Below are 17142 nucleotides of genomic sequence, written 5' to 3'. Positions count from 1 at the left end.
AGTTCTGTGAATATCTAACTTTGTTTTATACAGCGATCGCTGTATATAAAGGCTTTTATTTATATTGGTAAGAAGCACACGAGTATAGTATACTCACAAATTTAGCTTTAGAAAAAATATAAGAAAAACCAATCAATCAGCAGCAGCATAATCAGGCAATGCGTTGAGTTGTAAATTAACACTACTTAGGTAATTTTGGTCGTTTAAAACTTCTGATGGTAATTTATCTGCATTAACAGCAGCCTTCACCAAATCTTCTGCAATAATCTTTTTGTTCTGAGTTTCAGATACTAGTGTTTCTCCACTAGGAATCCCGTGCTGCTTTAGACCTCCCTGATAAGCAAAAGTAACTAGATTGAAGGGCTGAAAGTTATTTGCAGAAGTAGAGTTACTAGGTAAATTGTTAGAGTTAATAGCGATTGTTTCATTACTATTGCTAGTAGCTGTTTGAGCGCTAGCGATTCCGGGTACAAAAGTAATAGAAGCAAAAATAAGTGCAGAATTTATTAAAGTAACGAGTTTCATAAGTTTATTCTTAGGTAAAATGCAAGCGGTCTTCTTTAGTAATAGAATCCTCTTTATTGTTAATCTCAGCTTCCTTCAGTCAGTTCATCTGATCGGTTGATATATGACTCACCCAAAAGGGTGAGCTAATTGAGCAAAAGAAAGCCCATTAAGTTCAGATACAGAACAAAGTGGTTGAAGTTTCCAAATACTTAACGGAGGCAGTTGAACATTTATGCAATTTTTCAACTTGCGTCTTGAGTTTCCTAAGCATCGCAGTAATTATTGTCCCAGATTAGCGAAAACTTCCTACGATTCTTCAAACAGGCGATCGCTAAATAACTGTAAAATACTGCAAGTCTGACAAATCACCGTTGATTAATCTAATACAACGCTCAAATAGTAAGCTGATAATCTTGTAATTTGCACATTGTGATTTAATTCAAATTATTGTAGTGCGGGCATCCTGCCCGCGTCGAGCGTGCAAATTAAATGCAGAACAGCTTATATTACTTCCTTTATATAATTGGAAACTCAAATAACTCCTGATGTCTAAACAATATCGTTTTGAAACCCTGCAAGTTCATGCTGGACAAGAGCCGGCTCCTGGAACTAATGCTCGTGCTGTACCAATTTACCAAACAACTTCCTACGTTTTTGACGACACCGAACACGGAGCGCGGTTATTTGCTCTCCAGGAATTTGGTAACATTTACACCCGAATCATGAACCCGACGACGGATGTATTTGAAAAGCGGATTGCTGCACTTGAAGGGGGTGTAGCAGCATTAGCAACAGCTAGTGGTCAGGCGGCGCAATTCTTGACAATCAGTACGATCGCTCAGGCTGGAGATAATATCGTTTCTACTAGTTTTCTGTATGGGGGAACATATAACCAGTTTAAAGTATCCTTACCACGTTTAGGTATTAAGGTCAAATTTGTTGAGGGGGACGATCCAGAAAGTTTCCGTCAGGCGATCGACGATCGCACCAAAGCACTGTACGTTGAAACTATTGGCAATCCTCAATTCAACATTCCCGACTTTGCCGCTTTAGCTGAAATTGCCCATGAAAACGGCATACCTTTAATTGTGGATAATACCTTCGGTGCTGGTGGGTATCTAGCTCGACCAATTGAACATGGTGCAGACATTGTAGTGGAATCTGCAACTAAATGGATTGGTGGACATGGTACTTCCATTGGTGGCGTAATAGTCGATTCGGGTAAATTTGACTGGGGTAACGGCAAATTTCCCCTATTTACTGAGCCAGCACCCGGTTATCATGGGTTGAATTTCCAAGAAGTGTTTGGCCCTAGTAGTTCCTTTGGCAACATTGCTTTTATTATCCGCGCCAGAGTCGAAGGGTTAAGGGATTTTGGCCCGTCGTTGAGTCCATTTAACGCCTTTCTTTTACTGCAAGGATTAGAGACTCTTTCTTTGCGTGTAGATCGTCATGTAAGTAATGCCCTAGAATTGGCCCGGTGGTTAGAGCAGCAAGAGCAAGTATTATGGGTTAATTATCCCGGACTTCCCAATCATCCATATCATGAACGAGCGAAAAAGTATCTCCGACATGGGTTTGGGGGAGTTTTAAACTTTGGCATCAAAGGTGGATTGGAGGCAGGTAAAGCCTTTATTAATCGTGTAAAATTGGCGAGTCATTTAGCAAACGTTGGTGATGCTAAAACCCTCGTGATTCATCCCGCTTCCACAACCCATCAACAGCTAAGTGATGACGAACAGCTTTCCGCAGGCGTGACACCCGATTTGGTGAGGGTATCAGTGGGAATTGAACATATCGACGATATCAAAGAAGATTTTGAGCAGGCATTTTAATAAATTGGGAATTGGGAATTGGGCATTATCTCCCTCTGTTCGCTAACTTTTAACTCCTAACTTCTAAGAGGATGTTTGAAAAGTCCTCTTGTCGGTATCAAAAGTTTTAGATCCCCCTAAATCCACGCCACGTGCTTCAAGTCGGCAGAGCCGCCCAACGCAGTGGCTCCCCTTAAAAAGGGGGACTTTGATTCCGATTCCCCCCTTAAAAAGGGGGGTTAGGGGGGATCTAAGAGTGGCTAAAATCACAGCAAAATACTTGTTCATTCAACCTCTAAGGGACTTCCAAATAAAAATATCTCAAAGTCGATCGCAAAATCTCTCTATTCCTCTTCACTCTGTGTTTTCTGCGTCTCTGTGGTTCGTTTATTTGGATAATTTATTTTCTGGAAATCCCTAACTCCCCATTCCCAATTCCCAATTCCTATATATGATCTACTCAACTTTCATCTCACCGCAAACTCAGTTTTACCAGCTTACAGAACCATTTCAACTTGAAGGTGGCGAAACATTAACTGGGGTTCAGGTTGCTTATCGTACTTGGGGAGAGTTAAATGCTCAAGGCGATAATGGGGTACTAATTTGTCATGCCTTAACTGGTTCGGCTGATGCTGATGATTGGTGGGAGCCTTTGTTTGGTTCAGGGAAAGCCTTCAATCCCGATCGCAATTTTATTGTGTGCAGCAACATTTTGGGAAGTTGTTACGGTACAACTGGGCCAACTACTATCAACCCAACAACGGGAAACTCCTATGGTGTCTCTTTCCCTAGCATTACAATCCGAGATATGGTTCACCTGCAAGCTGCACTACTAGCATATCTGGGTATTCAATCGCTGCGGTTCGTAATTGGCGGTTCACTCGGTGGAATGCAAGTACTAGAGTGGGCATTATTATATCCAGACAAGGTGGAAAGTATTGCACCCATCGCTGTTTCTGGCAGACATTCCGCTTGGTGTATTGGATTAAGTGAAGCCCAAAGACAAGCAATTTATGCAGATCCAAATTGGCAAGGAGGCAACTATACCCTGGATACGCCCCCAAATCAAGGATTAGCAGTAGCGCGGATGATGGCGATGAGTACTTACCGTTCTTGGGATAGTTTTACAATGCGCTTTGGGCGGCAGTATGATGCATCTGAGCAGTTTGCTATAGCGAGTTATTTACAGCATCAGGGTCAAAAGCTGATAGAACGATTTGATGCCAACACTTACATCACTCTCACTCACGCAATGGATCGCTACGATGTTGGGCGCGATCGCACAGTTCCTAATTTATCAGATTATGAATCTGTTCTGCGAAGCATCCAGCAACCCACTCTAGTTGTGGCCATTGATTCTGATATCCTTTATCCGCCAGTAGAACAACAAGAATTAGCAAATTTAATCCCTAATGCTCAACTGGCGTGGCTAAAGTCAACCCACGGGCATGATGCATTTTTAATTGACATGGCTGCATTGAATGAAATACTAATCTCTTTTCGGCAAAGCTTAGATTTTTCAACTTCTTAACTCGACAGATTGAGAAAAAAGCTTGGAGTGCCGAATTACGCAACTTGGGTTATTAGAGAAGCGATCGCAGTTCCGTATGAGCGATCGCTATAATTAATCCCTAACCACAGGGATTGATTATGACAATTATATTTCTCGGAACAGTTTTACGATTGCAGTGCTAGCCCCCTCATCCCAACATTCTTAATACGCAAAAATAGCCCAAACCTTGATTTTCCGATAGGATGGCATTAGAAATTTATTAGATTTGAGTATGGCTAACCAAGATACTCCACTTACCGGAGAAGCCCTGATTAAAGAAGTCTGTCGGCGGATTCGAGTAGCGCGTAACTATTGGGATGCTCACAATAATGCAGCTTGTCGGGGTGAACGCGATCGCGCCTTAACTCTTTATAACACCCTAACCAAAGAACAAAAAGATCGGATTCCGCAAGTGTTGCGGGTGTGGTTGCGTTACCGCAGTGAAAAATACTTTGGCGCACACCGAACGCCGCCAAAGTCACCACGAAAATCAAAATAGTTACCCACCAAAAGATCAGCGTATAGGTAATAGCGCACGCAGGCTATAAATCACAGCTAACCCACCCATACCAAACATCGCCCAAAGTACTAAACCTTTTGGCACTACTAACCGTACAACTGCGTCGTCTATACTTGCAGGTAAATTACTCTATCAGTTTTCCTAGTCAGGACTTACGCAAAAAATAGCCCAAACCTTGAGTTTCCGGTAGGGGCAATTCATGAATTGCCCCTACCGCGTGTAGTTTTGCGTAAGTCTTACTGGTATAGCGATTTAACGTTTGTTTATATGAAATGAAATCTAACCAATTAACCTTATTTAGTAAGCAGAAGTAATGACAAGTCAGTTTTGGGAAAAAAGCAGAGAAATTAATACATATATAACTAACTTGCTATTTAAATCTGTACTCTCTAATACAGAAGCGGCAATTCATCAAGGTTGGTGGCTTTTGAAGAAGCGTCTGCTGCCATTATTATGTTTAATATCATTCGTTCTGGTATTGCAACTCAACACCTTTACCCCTGCTGTTGCCCAACTACCTCCTCAACCTCGTCAGGAAATTCGGGGAGTGTGGCTGAGTGGTAACGATTTTAGCGTTTTTAGAAATCGCTCACAGGTGCTTGCAGCCATGAGCCAACTACGGCAGTTAAACTTTAATACTGTTTATCCCGTAGTCTGGAACGATGGTTACACACAATATCCCAGTGTCATCATGCAAAAAATGGGTATTCCCTTCTTCTTCAAGGGAACAGATGGACAAGATGTGATTGCAGACATTATCAGCCAAGCCCGCAGAGAAGGACTACTAGTAATACCTTGGTTTGAATTTGGTTTCATGGTTCCCCTAACTTCAGAACTTGCATCCCAGCATCCAGATTGGCTGACACAAAAGCTGGATGGGACTCAAACTTCAATTAGTGCTGCGGGTGAAGTAGCGTGGTTAAATCCCTTTCACCCCGAAGTGCAAAAGTTTATCACCGACCTCGTGATGGAAATCATTACTCAATACAATGCTGATGGCGTTCAATTTGATGACCACACGAGTTTACCTGTAGATTTTGGTTACGATAAGTACACAATTAATCTATATACTCAAGAAACTGGGAATCCTCCCCCACCTAATCCCCAAGCCCAAGCCTGGAAAAAATGGCGGGCAGATAAAATCACTGCATTCATGGTAGACCTGTACCAAACCGTGAAAGCTAGAAAACCGAACGCTATCTTCTCAGTTTCTCCTGTTGATTCTGACTACGCCTATAAAGTGCAATTGCAAGACTGGCTTAACTGGGTACGGTTGGGTATTGTTGATGAGTTAGTCATGCAGGTATACCGTAATGATTTGGAAAGTTTTATCAGTCAAATTACCCGCCCAGAAATTTTAGAAACCCAAAAAATCATCCCAACTGGTATCGGTATTTTAGCGGGGTTACGAAATCGCCCAATTTCTTTATCACAAATCCAACCCCAGGTGCAAGCAGCACAACAACGCGGTTTAGGTATTGGCTTTTTCTACTACGAAAGCCTTTGGGATATCGCACCTGAACCAGCAGAGCAACGCCAGTCAGCATTTGCGGCTCTTTTCCCAAACTCAGCGTTGCGCGATATCTCTCAAAATATACCCCGCCAGCCAACTTTTGATACTATCTCTCTACCTTTATACACAAAACCTTCCCTCGGTCAACGTATTCGCGGCTATTTTTTGGAAGTAGCGATCGCAGGTGGTCAGCCAAAACGTATTCTATTAGATACAGGTTCGGCAGGCATAAGGGTTCCCAAAGAGTTTTTAGGTAATGCTCCCATCCAAAGAACGGGACAGAATATCAAGGAAGTATTAAGTGATGGTACTATCATGGAGGGAGAATTAGTTTATACTAATGTCCGATTTGGTTTGCTTCCCACCACAGAACCCCTTCCAGTACAAATTGTTACTAGTCGCCAATGTACTGCCCAAAAACCTAAATGTTCGGCAAATAACGGTGTGCCATTTGCTGGTATTATTGGTGTCAACTATTTTGAAAAATCACTTCTCTATAACCCGTTAAGAAAATTACCAGGCAATTTGAGTAACGGATTTATTGTGATTGGAAATGGTGGTAGTAATAACAATGGCAGCCTAATTCTCGGTTTAACTGCTGAAAATCAAGCAGGTTTCAAAATGGCTCCTTGGAATCAACAACCTGAAATTAATGGTGTACTCGGTAAAAGATGGGACTCTCGGCTAGGCAAAGTTTGTTTAACTATTGCTGGGAGTTCTGCTAAAAATGCTTGTAATGTCACAATGATTACTGATACTGGAACTATTAATGGTTTGACTGAATTCAAGTCAGCTTCTACAGCAGGAAAACTTAAACCAGGAGTATTAGGTTCAGCAAATGCTGTGAAAGTAGGAATTAATGGCATTTTTGATTACAGTCTGAAACCAGGAACCCGTGACGGATTTAATCGCTGGAATCTGAGTATCTCACCACAGTCAGAACTACCTATATTTGTAAATACTGGAATTGCATTTTTTGATAAATACGATATCCTTTTTGACCAAGTTAATGGAAGACAAGGTTTTCGCAGTCGGCGGTAAAACTTAAGAGGATGTTTTAAAATCCGCCTGTGTTGCTAATGCTACAGGTAGACTCTTAGCACCTTCCCAAATGACAATGCCAGATTCTCTCTATCAGTCACATGTATAGGACTTACGCAAACAATAGCCGAAACCCTTATTTCCAGATAGGGTCAATTTATGTAGACCCAAAGCGGCTTCCCGCAGGGTATTGTCCCTACTGCGTGAGTTTTGTGTAAGTCCTAATTTAAATGGTGTACAGCTTAGTACCCTCAAACTACTATCAAAAAACCTTCACTTATGCGACAATACTACTGTCATACTACTTCTATCAATTTCAATAGGCCGAAAATTTCTCTCTAATCCTTACCAGGATCTTATTTGAGCCAGGGAATATAAACCTTTGTAATTCCCTTAAAATCTGCCTTTTGAGTAACGGGTGTGGTGGATAAGCTCTGTGTCATGAAGTAGCTAACGCTTGCGTTAGATGAGAAAGTATTGTCTAAAATGCTTTTGATTGCTTCAACTGTCCAAATTTTTCGGTCTACTGAATTTAATAAAACTCAAAATGCTTGATTTTGGCTTGATACTAAAACATTAGTCAGGTACAAATAACCCATGAAAGCAAAAAATCCCAAGTATAGCCTATTGGTAGTTACCTCTTTAATTACCTCTGCCATACTATATGGTGAAATTGCGGCTTCGTATGCTTCATCCGTTGAAAACAGGAATGCTGAATCTATAACTATACGTTTACATTCCAATAACCTAGAAATTACTCAACCGCTTAACCAAGAACTAACTAGTCAGCTTCTTGGTACTCATCTGTCTGATGTTTATGCTCGTCGTCCTAGTCCTCGTCCACCATCATGTCCGTATTATGGTGGATGCAGCTAGGGACTTTCAATAAATAAAGTACCTACTGCATCGTAATGATAAGCATTATCATAGAGTGTGAAGTTAGGGCTGCTTACAGCAGCCCTAACTTCCCTTCTTATGGTAAGTTCAATAGCCATCTTGCAAAAGTCAAAAAATCAAGAATGTCATTTGGTGGTTAAAACCATTGAAAATTACTTCCAATTTGAGCAAAATTATCCCATAATAATTCAGCAACGTCTAAATGAAATGTGTTTAAACTTTATTGCAGAGGTCATGCTTGTCTTTGTTATTAACATTAGTACTTAGATAATCGCGTAGCCAATCGCAGCCATCATTCAACAAATTATCTAAATTTAAATTCCATAATATAAGGTTTTGATCGGCACTTGCAGATGCAAGATTCATGCCATCGGGACTAAAGCTAATACTAATAACTGCACCAACTTTGGATTTATAGCCATGTCCTTTGAGAGTTTTTAGTTCCTGACCATCCTTACTCCAAAGTATGATTGTGTTGTCTTCACTAGCAGAAGCAAGCGTATTACCATTAAGACTGAAATTGACGTTATAGACTTCAGCACGATGACCAAAAAGAGTTTTCAGTATTTGCCCATCTAAACTCCACAATATAATGCTTGCGTCACTACTAGCAGAAGCGAGGGTTTTACCATCAGGACTAAAGCTAACACTATTAACCCTATCGCTATGACCGTTGAAAGTTTTTAGGTTTTCCCCTTTTAAATTCCAAAGTTTAATAGTTTTGTCACTACTAGCAGAAGCAATAGTTTTACCATCAGGGCTAAAGCTAACACTATTGACCTCATCCTTATGCCCAGCGAACCTTTGAAGTTTCTTACCATTTAGATTCCACAGTTTGATAGTGTTATCTCCACTTGCAGAGGCAAGGGTTTTATTATCAGGGCTAAAACTAAGACCCAGAACCCTATCATTATGTGCGTTTAGGGTTTCAAGGTTCTGACCGTTTAAATCCCAGAGTTGGATAATTCCCCAGCTAGCAGAGGCAATAGTTTTACCATCGGGGCTAAATGTGACGCTATAGATAATATTATTATCGGCGTTAAAACTCTTTCCTTCGAGAGTTTTTAGGTTCTCCCCTTTTAAATTCCAAAGTTTAATAGTTTTGTCACTACTAGCAGAGGCGATAGTTTGACCATCGCGGCTAAAACTAACGCTATTAACAGCATCACTATGACCATTAAGAGTTTTTAGGTTCTCCCCTTTTAAATTCCAAAGTTTAATAGTTTTGTCACTACTAGCAGAGGCAATAGTTTGACCATTAGGGCTAAAGCTAACGCTATTAACAGCATCACTATGACCGTTAAGAGTTTTTAGGTTCTCCCCTTTTAAATTCCAAAGTTTAATAGTTTTGTCACTACTAGCAGAAACAATGGTCTGGCCATCGGGGCTAAAGCTAACGCTATTAACAGCATCACTATGACCATTGAGAGTTTTCAGGTTCTCTCCTTTTAAATTCCAAAGTTTAATAGTTTTGTCACTACTAGCAGAAACAATAGTTTTACCATCCGGGCTAAAGCTAATGCTATTAACAGCATCACTATGACCCTTAAGAGTTTTTAGGTTCTCTCCTTTTAAATTCCAAAGTTTAATAGTTTTGTCCTCACTACTAGCAGAGGCAATTATTTGGCCATCAGGGCTGAAACTGACGCTCTGGACATCACCGTTATGTCCTGACAAACGGTTGCTTTCTTGCATTCCATAAATTGCTTGCTGTAACGTCCCAGCTACAAGGAGTTTTAAAATAGAGTCTGCTTCTAAGTGCGCCTTCTTAAACTGGCTACCAGCCTGTACAGCAGCAACCAAAGTCTCAAGCCGTTTATATTCAAAAACAGAGAAAGCTTCAGAGGTTTTTGATAGAGCGTATACACTCTGTCGCTCTGCTTCTGTTGCATTCTTTTGAGCAACACGCTGTTGGTGAATTGCATATATTGTCAATCCAGTCAATGCAAAAATTGAAATAATAGCAATTCTATTTGTTAACTGAGAAGCTTTAAGTGCTTTTCTTTCTTGCTCTGATGCCTTTTTTTCTTGTTCTAGGTTTTCCCGGATCAAATCCAATTCTCTTTGTCTGGCTGCTTCTTCTCGTTGCTTGACTTCTTGAATTGCTTGGTCACTAGCTTGTACTAATTTAGGCAACTCACTGTATCCTAAATCAGTCGCATCATCACTATTAAGCCAACGTTGTGCTTCTGCTAGTTCTACTTCATCTAACAGTCCACTGTTGCCCGCACCTAGTCGTAACCATTCCTGAGTTTTACTCTCTAAACGCCTACGAGTTTGTTCTGCCTCTCGTCGCTCAACTAGCCATTTCTGCAAGGACGGCCAGCCAATAATCAGAGCTTCGTGGGCAATATCAACTTTTATGCTAGTGTCTTCCAGTCCGCTAAGAGTTAGCAGGCGACGATCTGCCAGATGGCTCAATGTTTGATCAAACAGGCGTGGTTCATCACTAGCTGCACGTAGTTCATTTACCGACTGCTGACGACGAGTATCAGCCCGTCCTTCGCCAAACTGCACCAAACGGAGGAAAATCCGCCGAGCAATTACTTGTTGTTCTTCGTTCAAGTTTGCGATCGCAGCATCTGCACGACGAGATATCGCTATTTGCAATCCTGTGCGTGGATTCTCTGCTATGCCGCCATAGGCTTTACGGGGAAGCACTAAAGCTTCATAAGCTCTTAAAGGCAAAAATCGCCGCTCTACTCGTTCCCACAATAGTACTAATGTCTCTTGAATTAAAGGTAAAACTCCTGGTTCTCTGGCGGCATCTGTAATTAAGCGCTCTATTAGAGCCGGTTCTATAAATACATCTACATCTTCAGCAGGTCTGAGTATGGCTTGGCGTAAATTGTTTGGCTCTAAAGGAAGTACCTCCAATCGATGTGATTTAATTTTTTGCCAAAGCGGTGAATTCATCAATTCTGGATAAAAATCGGCTCTTACTGTCAAAATTAGGTAGCTGTTGGGAACGTTTATTAGACGTAGCAATGTTTCTGCAAAAGGTACTGCCTCTGTTTCAGCAATGGTAAATACTTCTTCAAACTGGTCTATGACTAATAACAGTCGTTGAGCATTGGGCTGGGTTTGGAGCGCTTGTGTTACTACCTGTGACGGATTGATTAAATCACTTCCCAGTTTATTTTTAAGATTAGCCAGGGGGGTCTCTCCAGGACGTATTATATGGATTAACCATTCACCAGCACCGAACAGTGTGCTGTGGCGTAGATGAGGGATTAATCCTGCTAACACTAACGAGGACTTTCCACTTCCAGAAGGGCCAATCACAGCAATAAAAGGATTTAGACGTAGGCGCGCTTTTAGTTCGTCTACGTCCTGATCTCGACCAAAAAAGCGATCGCTCATCTGTTCACTGAAAGACATCATTCCCGGATAAGGACAAGGTGGCTTGGAGGCGGGAGTAGGTTGTGATTGCTTGATATCTGCACAAAGACGGTGGATTGCCTCTTCCTGTTCTTCAGAATTGGTAGCGTTAAGTTTTACCAGCATTTTTAGACGAGCTGGTAATTCTACAACAGGTTGTAATATTAGGGGAATAACTGGCCAGGTTGAGTTGTCCAAACCGTAACTCTGAGCAAGCACATCAGAGAACAGGTTGAAACTGTTTGCTAGATAAGCTGATGAAATAACAAGCAATGTCCGATTGCTTTGCCGTATAGCACGCTCAAATTCTTGTAATCTTATTGCACCTAAAACAAATGCTGCTTCTGTATAATAGTTAACGCCAGCTTCGCTCAAGGCATCTAGTAAATAACCTTCTACCCATGCATGGTCAGCATCAGCATAGGAAATAAACAGATCCCATTTTTGTGCTTGCGTCATATATCTGTTTTTATAAAAACACTCTTAAAAATCATATTGAGTATTCAAGCAAAACACAAGTTTTAATTTGCTGATGTTGCATGTCGTTACACCTAACCAGCGAACCGAAAAATCAAAATCAGCCATTTCTATTTGAGGGTAGCTGCTGTAGTTGGTAGACTAGTCGCTCCATATTAGTTTCAAACTCATCATCATCAGTCATATCTAATAAAAAGAGAATACGTAAACCCAATCTTGGTGTACATTCTTCACGCATAATTGGAATTAAACGGTACTTGCTTTCTTCTAGCCCAAGATGTTGAGCCAGCAAGTTTTCAAACTCAGAGTAGCCGCTTTCTATATACCCAGGCGAAAGAACTATAACTGTATACTTACTCTTTTGAATAGCACGTTCGATACTGGTGATTAAGGGAACACCCAATGGAAAACGAAAATCAACACAGACCCTTATCCCTTGTGATTCCAAGTAGGGTAACAGTGTCTTGCGAACCCAAGTTTTATCTCCTTCTTTAGCACGATAACTGATAAATACATCGTATTCGTAAGTATCAGTAACTGATATTGGCGGCAGAAGTTTTGGTGCTTTGCCTCCCAAGTAAAGGGCAACAGGAAAATTCTCTTCAATTTCAGCCTTCAAGATGGGATGTTGATTTGCCCAATCACTAGTTACTTTGGGTTGTAAGTAACTAAAAATATCAAGGATACGGATCACACCACCAGAACCAATAGCTCCCCCTCGGAACCCATCTAGTAAGTGTTGAGTGAAGAGACTATTAGCAGCATTAGGTAGTACGTAAGATTGTTCAGTACTACGTGAAGAAGCTAGGATGACTCTACCTCGGCCTTGTTTGAGAACATCATAATAGCTTTCTGGTAAACCAGTTTTTACTGTAGGTGCATTGGCATCCTTCGGTTGACCAATACCGCCAGAATGACAACAATCAAAGATGACTACAATTTTTTGGGCAGGGATAGCACGTAACGCCTCCGTAAATTCAGTACCAGAAATTGCCGTTTGCGCTAATGATGCCTCAGATGTACAGTCTGTATCCACAGGTAACAGGTACTGACCAGCATGGAGACCAAACTCCACTTGTCCACCATGACTCGAAATATAAATAAAGACGGTAGAGTTTTGCTGACTATGTTGGGCTATAAACGCTAATGCCTGACGTAAAGCTACCTGGGTTGCCTGAGTGTCTAATAGTAACTGCACTTTTTCAGGTTGATAGCCAGAGCATTGTGGACTAATCAACAGATTATAAATGTCCTGTGCATCCTTCAGGACAATCTCAGGAAGTTTATTAATTTTCTGATAGTTGGCAATGCCAACGACTAAACCATAAGCATTCTCCATTGAAACCATAAGACAATTAGCAATTCCTTCAATCAGGTTTAGTTCAAACTGTATCTAACTTTTACCACCTACAAAAGGCTTTCAAAGCTTACTTTACAATCTGCAATCATGATATTGACGTTTGTAACAGAAAAATAAAATTGCGCTTTTGTATTGAAAACGGTACAAGAGGTGTTTCTTAGCCTGGCACTTGTGAAGTACAAAAACAAATGTAGAGCGGTGATTTATGATTACAAGATGTGTAGCGCGAAGCAAATTAGTCCAAAAGTACTAATTTGCTAACTGTGAACAAGCGGTTGATAATTAGATATACGATGTTTAACGACAAGCCGCTCTGTATCTACGCATCCTCTGGAAATGTACTTTTTCAGCAACTTACCTACAATTGAAATACCTTGCTCAATCTCCTCTGCCGAGAGACAGAAAGTTAAACGCATCGCTGGATAACCTTGCTTATCGGGGAAAAACGCCGAACCGCAGGCCAAGTAAACATTTTGTGCAAAGGCTTCCTTACGAATTGTCTCAATCGGAAAATCATCTGGTAACTGTACCCAGAGAAATAATCCACCCGTGGGAACTGTCCACCGGATTTCTTCAGGAAAATAACGCTCCAAAGCTTGCAGCGTTATATTACGACTTTGCAGATTATCAGTGCGAAGTCGGCTGAGGTGACGGCGGTAATGCCCTGAGGCGAGATATTCACTAACTATTGTTTGCGAAATACTGGATGTATGCAAGTCGTGGAGCAACTTCCGCTCAATAATTGCCTGATAATGCTTTCCTGTAACAACCATATAGCCAACTCTTAACCCAGGCATTAAAGTTTTAGAAAAGGTGCTTAAATAAGTAACCAAATCATTTTTATCTAAAGCCTTAATTGGTGCTGGCACTACATCAAAATTTATGCCTTCATAAGCATTATCTTCCAAAATGGGACACTCATATTTTTCAGCTAATGCTAGTAATTGTTGACGATGATTTTGTGTCGTCGTCAATCCAGTAGGGTTGTGAAAAGTACTAATCGTATAAATTAATTTCGGACGGTGGCTGTGGAGATATTGCTCTAATAAATCTAAATTCATTCCCTCCGTAGTCATGGGAATACCAATAATCTTAGCTCCTAAGTTTTCTAAAATAGAAATTGCACCATAATAAGTGGGTGCTTCCACAATCACCCAATCACCAGGTTGGACATAATAATTCATCGCTAATGACAACCCTTGCTGAGAGCCATTAGTAATAATTAAATCTTCTGGAAAAACCTCTAATCCTTGATGTACTAGCATCTGAGCAATTTGTCTGCACAGAGTTAGTTGTCCTTGAGGCATCTCATGAGGAAAGAAAATATCAGCATCATCTTGTCTGAGCGCTCGTCGAGCAATGAGATTAATATCTTTTGGTGGACGAGGATAACCGTAGCCAAAATTAATCATTCCTGGCTGTGTTTGTGCCTGCACCAGTGGAGTATACATATCATAAAAAGAACACTTTCCTGGTTTTGTAATTATGACATTTTGGGCTGGAGCAAATTTAGATTCTAAGTTGGCACTCTTGAGAAAAATGCTGCTGACAAAATATCCTGAACCTTGACGAGCAGAAACAATCCCATTTGCTTCTAAAAGGTTATATGCTTCAATAACCGTAAGTTTATTAACTTGCAAACTTTCTGCCAGAGAGCGGATAGAAGGGAGGCGATCGCCACTTTTGAGTGCGCCAGATTTAATCAGACAACTGATGCGATCGCGGATTTGTAAATAAATCGGTTTTGGTGACTGCCGTTCTAATAAAATGTTCATTTTGGTGCACTCGTCAATGACTAAATAATCATCAATACTGGCAATATAAACTATTTTTACCAACTTTACCTAGTACAGTTGCGAGATTTTTTACTATACCAGTTGGAATGCTGCTTAACTGTAGTAGATAAAATCTGCCAAAACTGTACCTTCTCAGTTGAAAATTATTACGTGAAAGTAAAAGTAATGGTTCACTGTTTATCAGGTGCTTTCACTATGAATAAATTTAATTTCTTGTTAAGTTTACGAAAATATTGGCAACATTTTATCATCTGGATGGCTAGTGGTTCTGACCTCCAAGTGTGGCAGGAATCAGATCGGCGTGGTAACATTTATTCTTGGCACGCCTACGATCCAATGACAGGGCGCTCTGCTTGTTTTGGCTCGGAAGAAGAAATGCGAATTTGGATTGACAAATGTTACTACAGATAAAAAATCTACCTTTTATAAACGTCTAAAACCCTTATGTAATAGTAATTTAGGACTTACGCATTAGTTATGGAATAACGAACCGCAGAGGCGCAGAGGACACGGAGAAATGAGAGTTTGAGAGATATTTTACGTAAGTCCTATAATTACGAATTACAAATTATCCATATCCGCCTCCTCCAGGAGTTTCTATCACAAAAACATCCCCAGTCTTCATATGTACTGTTGCTGTGCTGTCTAAATTCTCTTCAATTCCATTCTGACGTTGTATCCAGTTGCGTCCGACAATTCCGGCTTCCCCACCATTTAATCCAAAAGGAGGGATAACCCGATGTCCAGAGAGAATATTAGCTGTCATCTGTTCTAAAAAACGGATGCGGCGGACAACTCCATTACCACCGGAATATTTTCCTTTACCACCGCTATCAGGACGAAGACTAAAGCTTTCTAAAAGTACAGGATAACGGGTTTCTAAGACTTCTGGATCGGTCAAGCGGGAGTTAGTCATGTGAGAATGAACACCATCAGTTCCATCAAAATCAATTCCTGCCCCAGAGCCGCCGCAAATGGTTTCATAATATTGATATTGCTCATTCCCAAAAGTAAAATTATTCATCGTTCCTTGAGAAGCAGCCATGACACCTAAAGCGCCATATAAAGCATCGACAATGGTTTGAGAAGTTTCTACATTACCCGCCACTACTGCTGCTGGATAAGTTGGATTCAGCATACAGCCACTCGGTATGATAATTTCTAGAGGGTTAAGACACCCGGCATTCAGAGGAATATTATCATCAACCAAAGTCCGAAAGACATATAAAACTGCGGCTTGAGTTACAGCTTTAGGAGCATTTAAATTACTATTTAGTTGTCCAGAAGTGCCAGTAAAATCAATGGTAGCACTACGACTTTCTGGATGAATAGTCACTTTAACTTTAATTATTGCCCCATTATCCATTTCATAAAGAAATGAGCCATCTTTGAGAAGATTGATAGCTTTTCTCACTGACTCCTCAGCATTGGCTTGCACAAAGTTCATGTAAGCTTGAACAGTCTCAACACTATATTTGGAAACCATTTTAATAAGTTCTTGTACTCCCCGTTCATTTGCGGCAATTTGTGCCTTAAAATCAGCGATATTTTGATCAGGGTTACGGGCAGGATAAGTATGATTTGAAAGATGCTGTCTAACTGTGGTTTCTTGGAAATTTCCCTCTTCAACCAAGATAAAATTATCAAAAAGAATTCCTTCTTCTTCTAGTGTGGTACTGTGGGGAGGCATTGAACCGGGGGTAATTCCACCGATATCTGCTTGGTGTCCGCGAGAAGCGACAAAAAAGAGGGGCATGGGGCATTGGGCATTTGGCATTGGGGATGGATTATTTTCCCTAATTTCCAAAAATACAGGAGTAATTGCAGTGACATCAGGAAGGTGAGTTCCGCCGTTATAGGGGTTATTAGAGAGATAGACATTTCCTGGTTTTAGGGTGTCGCCTTTATCGTTAATTAAACTGCGAACACTTTCACTCATCGAACCTAAATGTACAGGAATATGAGGAGCATTAGCGACTAATAATCCCGATGAGTCAAAAATAGCACAGGAGAAATCTAGTCTCTCTTTGATATTTACAGATGTTGCTGTGTTTTGTAACACAATTCCCATTTGTTCGGCGATAAATTGATAGAGATTTTTGAAGATTTCTAAGCAGATGGGATCGGGTTGAGATATTATGTACATTTTTTCTTATTTGTTTAACTTTGATAAATATTAGAAAGCAGAAGGGTTGAATATTTTAGGACTTACGCAAAACTACACGCGGTAGGGGCAATTCATGAATTGCCCCTACCGGAAACTTTGGTTACAAAAACGAACCTC

At 40.7% G+C, this 17142-nt stretch carries 11 protein-coding genes; 6 read left to right on the top strand and 5 right to left on the bottom strand.

Features of this window, described 5'->3' with window-relative positions; translation table 11 throughout:
- Positions 1 to 132 precede the first annotated feature (132 nt).
- Positions 133 to 525, bottom strand: a complete 393-nt coding sequence (locus V7K38_RS21985) for a hypothetical protein (RefSeq protein ID WP_334860603.1) — start codon at positions 523 to 525, stop codon at positions 133 to 135.
- A gap of 527 nt (positions 526 to 1052) precedes the next feature.
- On the opposite strand from V7K38_RS21985, the gene V7K38_RS21980 reads away from it, so the two are divergent.
- The 5 genes from V7K38_RS21980 to V7K38_RS21960 all read left to right on the top strand — a co-directional run bounded on the left by V7K38_RS21980 (position 1053) and on the right by V7K38_RS21960 (position 7823).
- Positions 1053 to 2342, top strand: coding sequence for an O-acetylhomoserine aminocarboxypropyltransferase/cysteine synthase family protein (locus tag V7K38_RS21980; RefSeq protein WP_334860601.1), 1290 nt, complete (start codon positions 1053 to 1055; stop codon positions 2340 to 2342).
- A gap of 430 nt (positions 2343 to 2772) precedes the next feature.
- Positions 2773 to 3852: a homoserine O-acetyltransferase MetX gene (gene metX / locus V7K38_RS21975; RefSeq protein WP_334860599.1), complete on the top strand. Its 1080-nt coding sequence runs from the start codon at positions 2773 to 2775 to the stop codon at positions 3850 to 3852.
- 253 nt (positions 3853 to 4105) lie between these two features.
- Positions 4106 to 4372, top strand: a complete 267-nt coding sequence (locus tag V7K38_RS21970; RefSeq protein ID WP_334860597.1) for a Precorrin-3B methylase — start codon at positions 4106 to 4108, stop codon at positions 4370 to 4372.
- A 334-nt stretch (positions 4373 to 4706) separates the two neighbouring features.
- Positions 4707 to 6947, top strand: a complete 2241-nt coding sequence (locus V7K38_RS21965; RefSeq protein ID WP_334860595.1) for a glycoside hydrolase family 10 protein — start codon at positions 4707 to 4709, stop codon at positions 6945 to 6947.
- Positions 6948 to 7544: 597 nt separating this feature from the next.
- Positions 7545 to 7823 carry a hypothetical protein gene (locus V7K38_RS21960; RefSeq protein ID WP_334860593.1) on the top strand — a complete coding sequence of 93 codons (279 nt, stop codon included), beginning with the start codon at positions 7545 to 7547 and terminating at the stop codon, positions 7821 to 7823.
- A gap of 234 nt (positions 7824 to 8057) precedes the next feature.
- On the opposite strand, the gene V7K38_RS21955 is transcribed toward V7K38_RS21960, so the two are convergent.
- The 3 genes from V7K38_RS21955 to V7K38_RS21945 all read right to left on the bottom strand — a co-directional run bounded on the left by V7K38_RS21955 (position 8058) and on the right by V7K38_RS21945 (position 14837).
- Entirely contained in the window at positions 8058 to 11684 is a 3627-nt protein-coding gene (locus tag V7K38_RS21955) for an nSTAND1 domain-containing NTPase (RefSeq protein ID WP_334860591.1), read from the bottom strand.
- 118 nt (positions 11685 to 11802) lie between these two features.
- Entirely contained in the window at positions 11803 to 13050 is a 1248-nt protein-coding gene (locus tag V7K38_RS21950; RefSeq protein ID WP_334860589.1) for a TIR domain-containing protein, read from the bottom strand.
- A gap of 269 nt (positions 13051 to 13319) precedes the next feature.
- Entirely contained in the window at positions 13320 to 14837 is a 1518-nt protein-coding gene (locus tag V7K38_RS21945; RefSeq protein ID WP_334860587.1) for an aminotransferase-like domain-containing protein, read from the bottom strand.
- A gap of 216 nt (positions 14838 to 15053) precedes the next feature.
- Between V7K38_RS21945 and V7K38_RS21940 the strand changes: the two genes are divergently transcribed.
- Positions 15054 to 15269: a hypothetical protein gene (locus V7K38_RS21940; RefSeq protein WP_334860585.1), complete on the top strand. Its 216-nt coding sequence runs from the start codon at positions 15054 to 15056 to the stop codon at positions 15267 to 15269.
- Positions 15270 to 15426: 157 nt separating this feature from the next.
- Here the strand turns inward: V7K38_RS21940 and V7K38_RS21935 are convergent, their stop codons facing one another.
- Positions 15427 to 17004, bottom strand: coding sequence for a hydantoinase B/oxoprolinase family protein (locus V7K38_RS21935; RefSeq protein WP_334860583.1), 1578 nt, complete (start codon positions 17002 to 17004; stop codon positions 15427 to 15429).
- Positions 17005 to 17142 lie beyond the last annotated feature (138 nt).

The sequence above is a fragment of the Nostoc sp. genome, from assembly GCF_036917465.1.
Lineage (GTDB): Bacteria > Cyanobacteriota > Cyanobacteriia > Cyanobacteriales > Nostocaceae > Nostoc.
This window is presented reverse-complemented; position numbering and strand designations above follow the sequence as displayed.

Excerpts from the sequence above, each read along its gene's own strand:
- V7K38_RS21955 (WP_334860591.1), bottom strand. The coding sequence starts at position 11,684 with ATGACGCAAGCACAAAAATGGGATCTGTTTATTTCCTATGCTGATGCT.
- V7K38_RS21965 (WP_334860595.1), top strand. The coding sequence starts at position 4,707 with ATGACAAGTCAGTTTTGGGAAAAAAGCAGAGAAATTAATACATATATA.
- V7K38_RS21960 (WP_334860593.1), top strand. The coding sequence starts at position 7,545 with ATGAAAGCAAAAAATCCCAAGTATAGCCTATTGGTAGTTACCTCTTTA.
- V7K38_RS21940 (WP_334860585.1), top strand. The coding sequence starts at position 15,054 with ATGAATAAATTTAATTTCTTGTTAAGTTTACGAAAATATTGGCAACAT.
- V7K38_RS21950 (WP_334860589.1), bottom strand. The coding sequence starts at position 13,050 with ATGGTTTCAATGGAGAATGCTTATGGTTTAGTCGTTGGCATTGCCAAC.
- V7K38_RS21935 (WP_334860583.1), bottom strand. The coding sequence starts at position 17,004 with ATGTACATAATATCTCAACCCGATCCCATCTGCTTAGAAATCTTCAAA.
- V7K38_RS21970 (WP_334860597.1), top strand. The coding sequence starts at position 4,106 with ATGGCTAACCAAGATACTCCACTTACCGGAGAAGCCCTGATTAAAGAA.
- V7K38_RS21985 (WP_334860603.1), bottom strand. The coding sequence starts at position 525 with ATGAAACTCGTTACTTTAATAAATTCTGCACTTATTTTTGCTTCTATT.
- V7K38_RS21980 (WP_334860601.1), top strand. The coding sequence starts at position 1,053 with ATGTCTAAACAATATCGTTTTGAAACCCTGCAAGTTCATGCTGGACAA.
- V7K38_RS21945 (WP_334860587.1), bottom strand. The coding sequence starts at position 14,837 with ATGAACATTTTATTAGAACGGCAGTCACCAAAACCGATTTATTTACAA.
- metX (WP_334860599.1), top strand. The coding sequence starts at position 2,773 with ATGATCTACTCAACTTTCATCTCACCGCAAACTCAGTTTTACCAGCTT.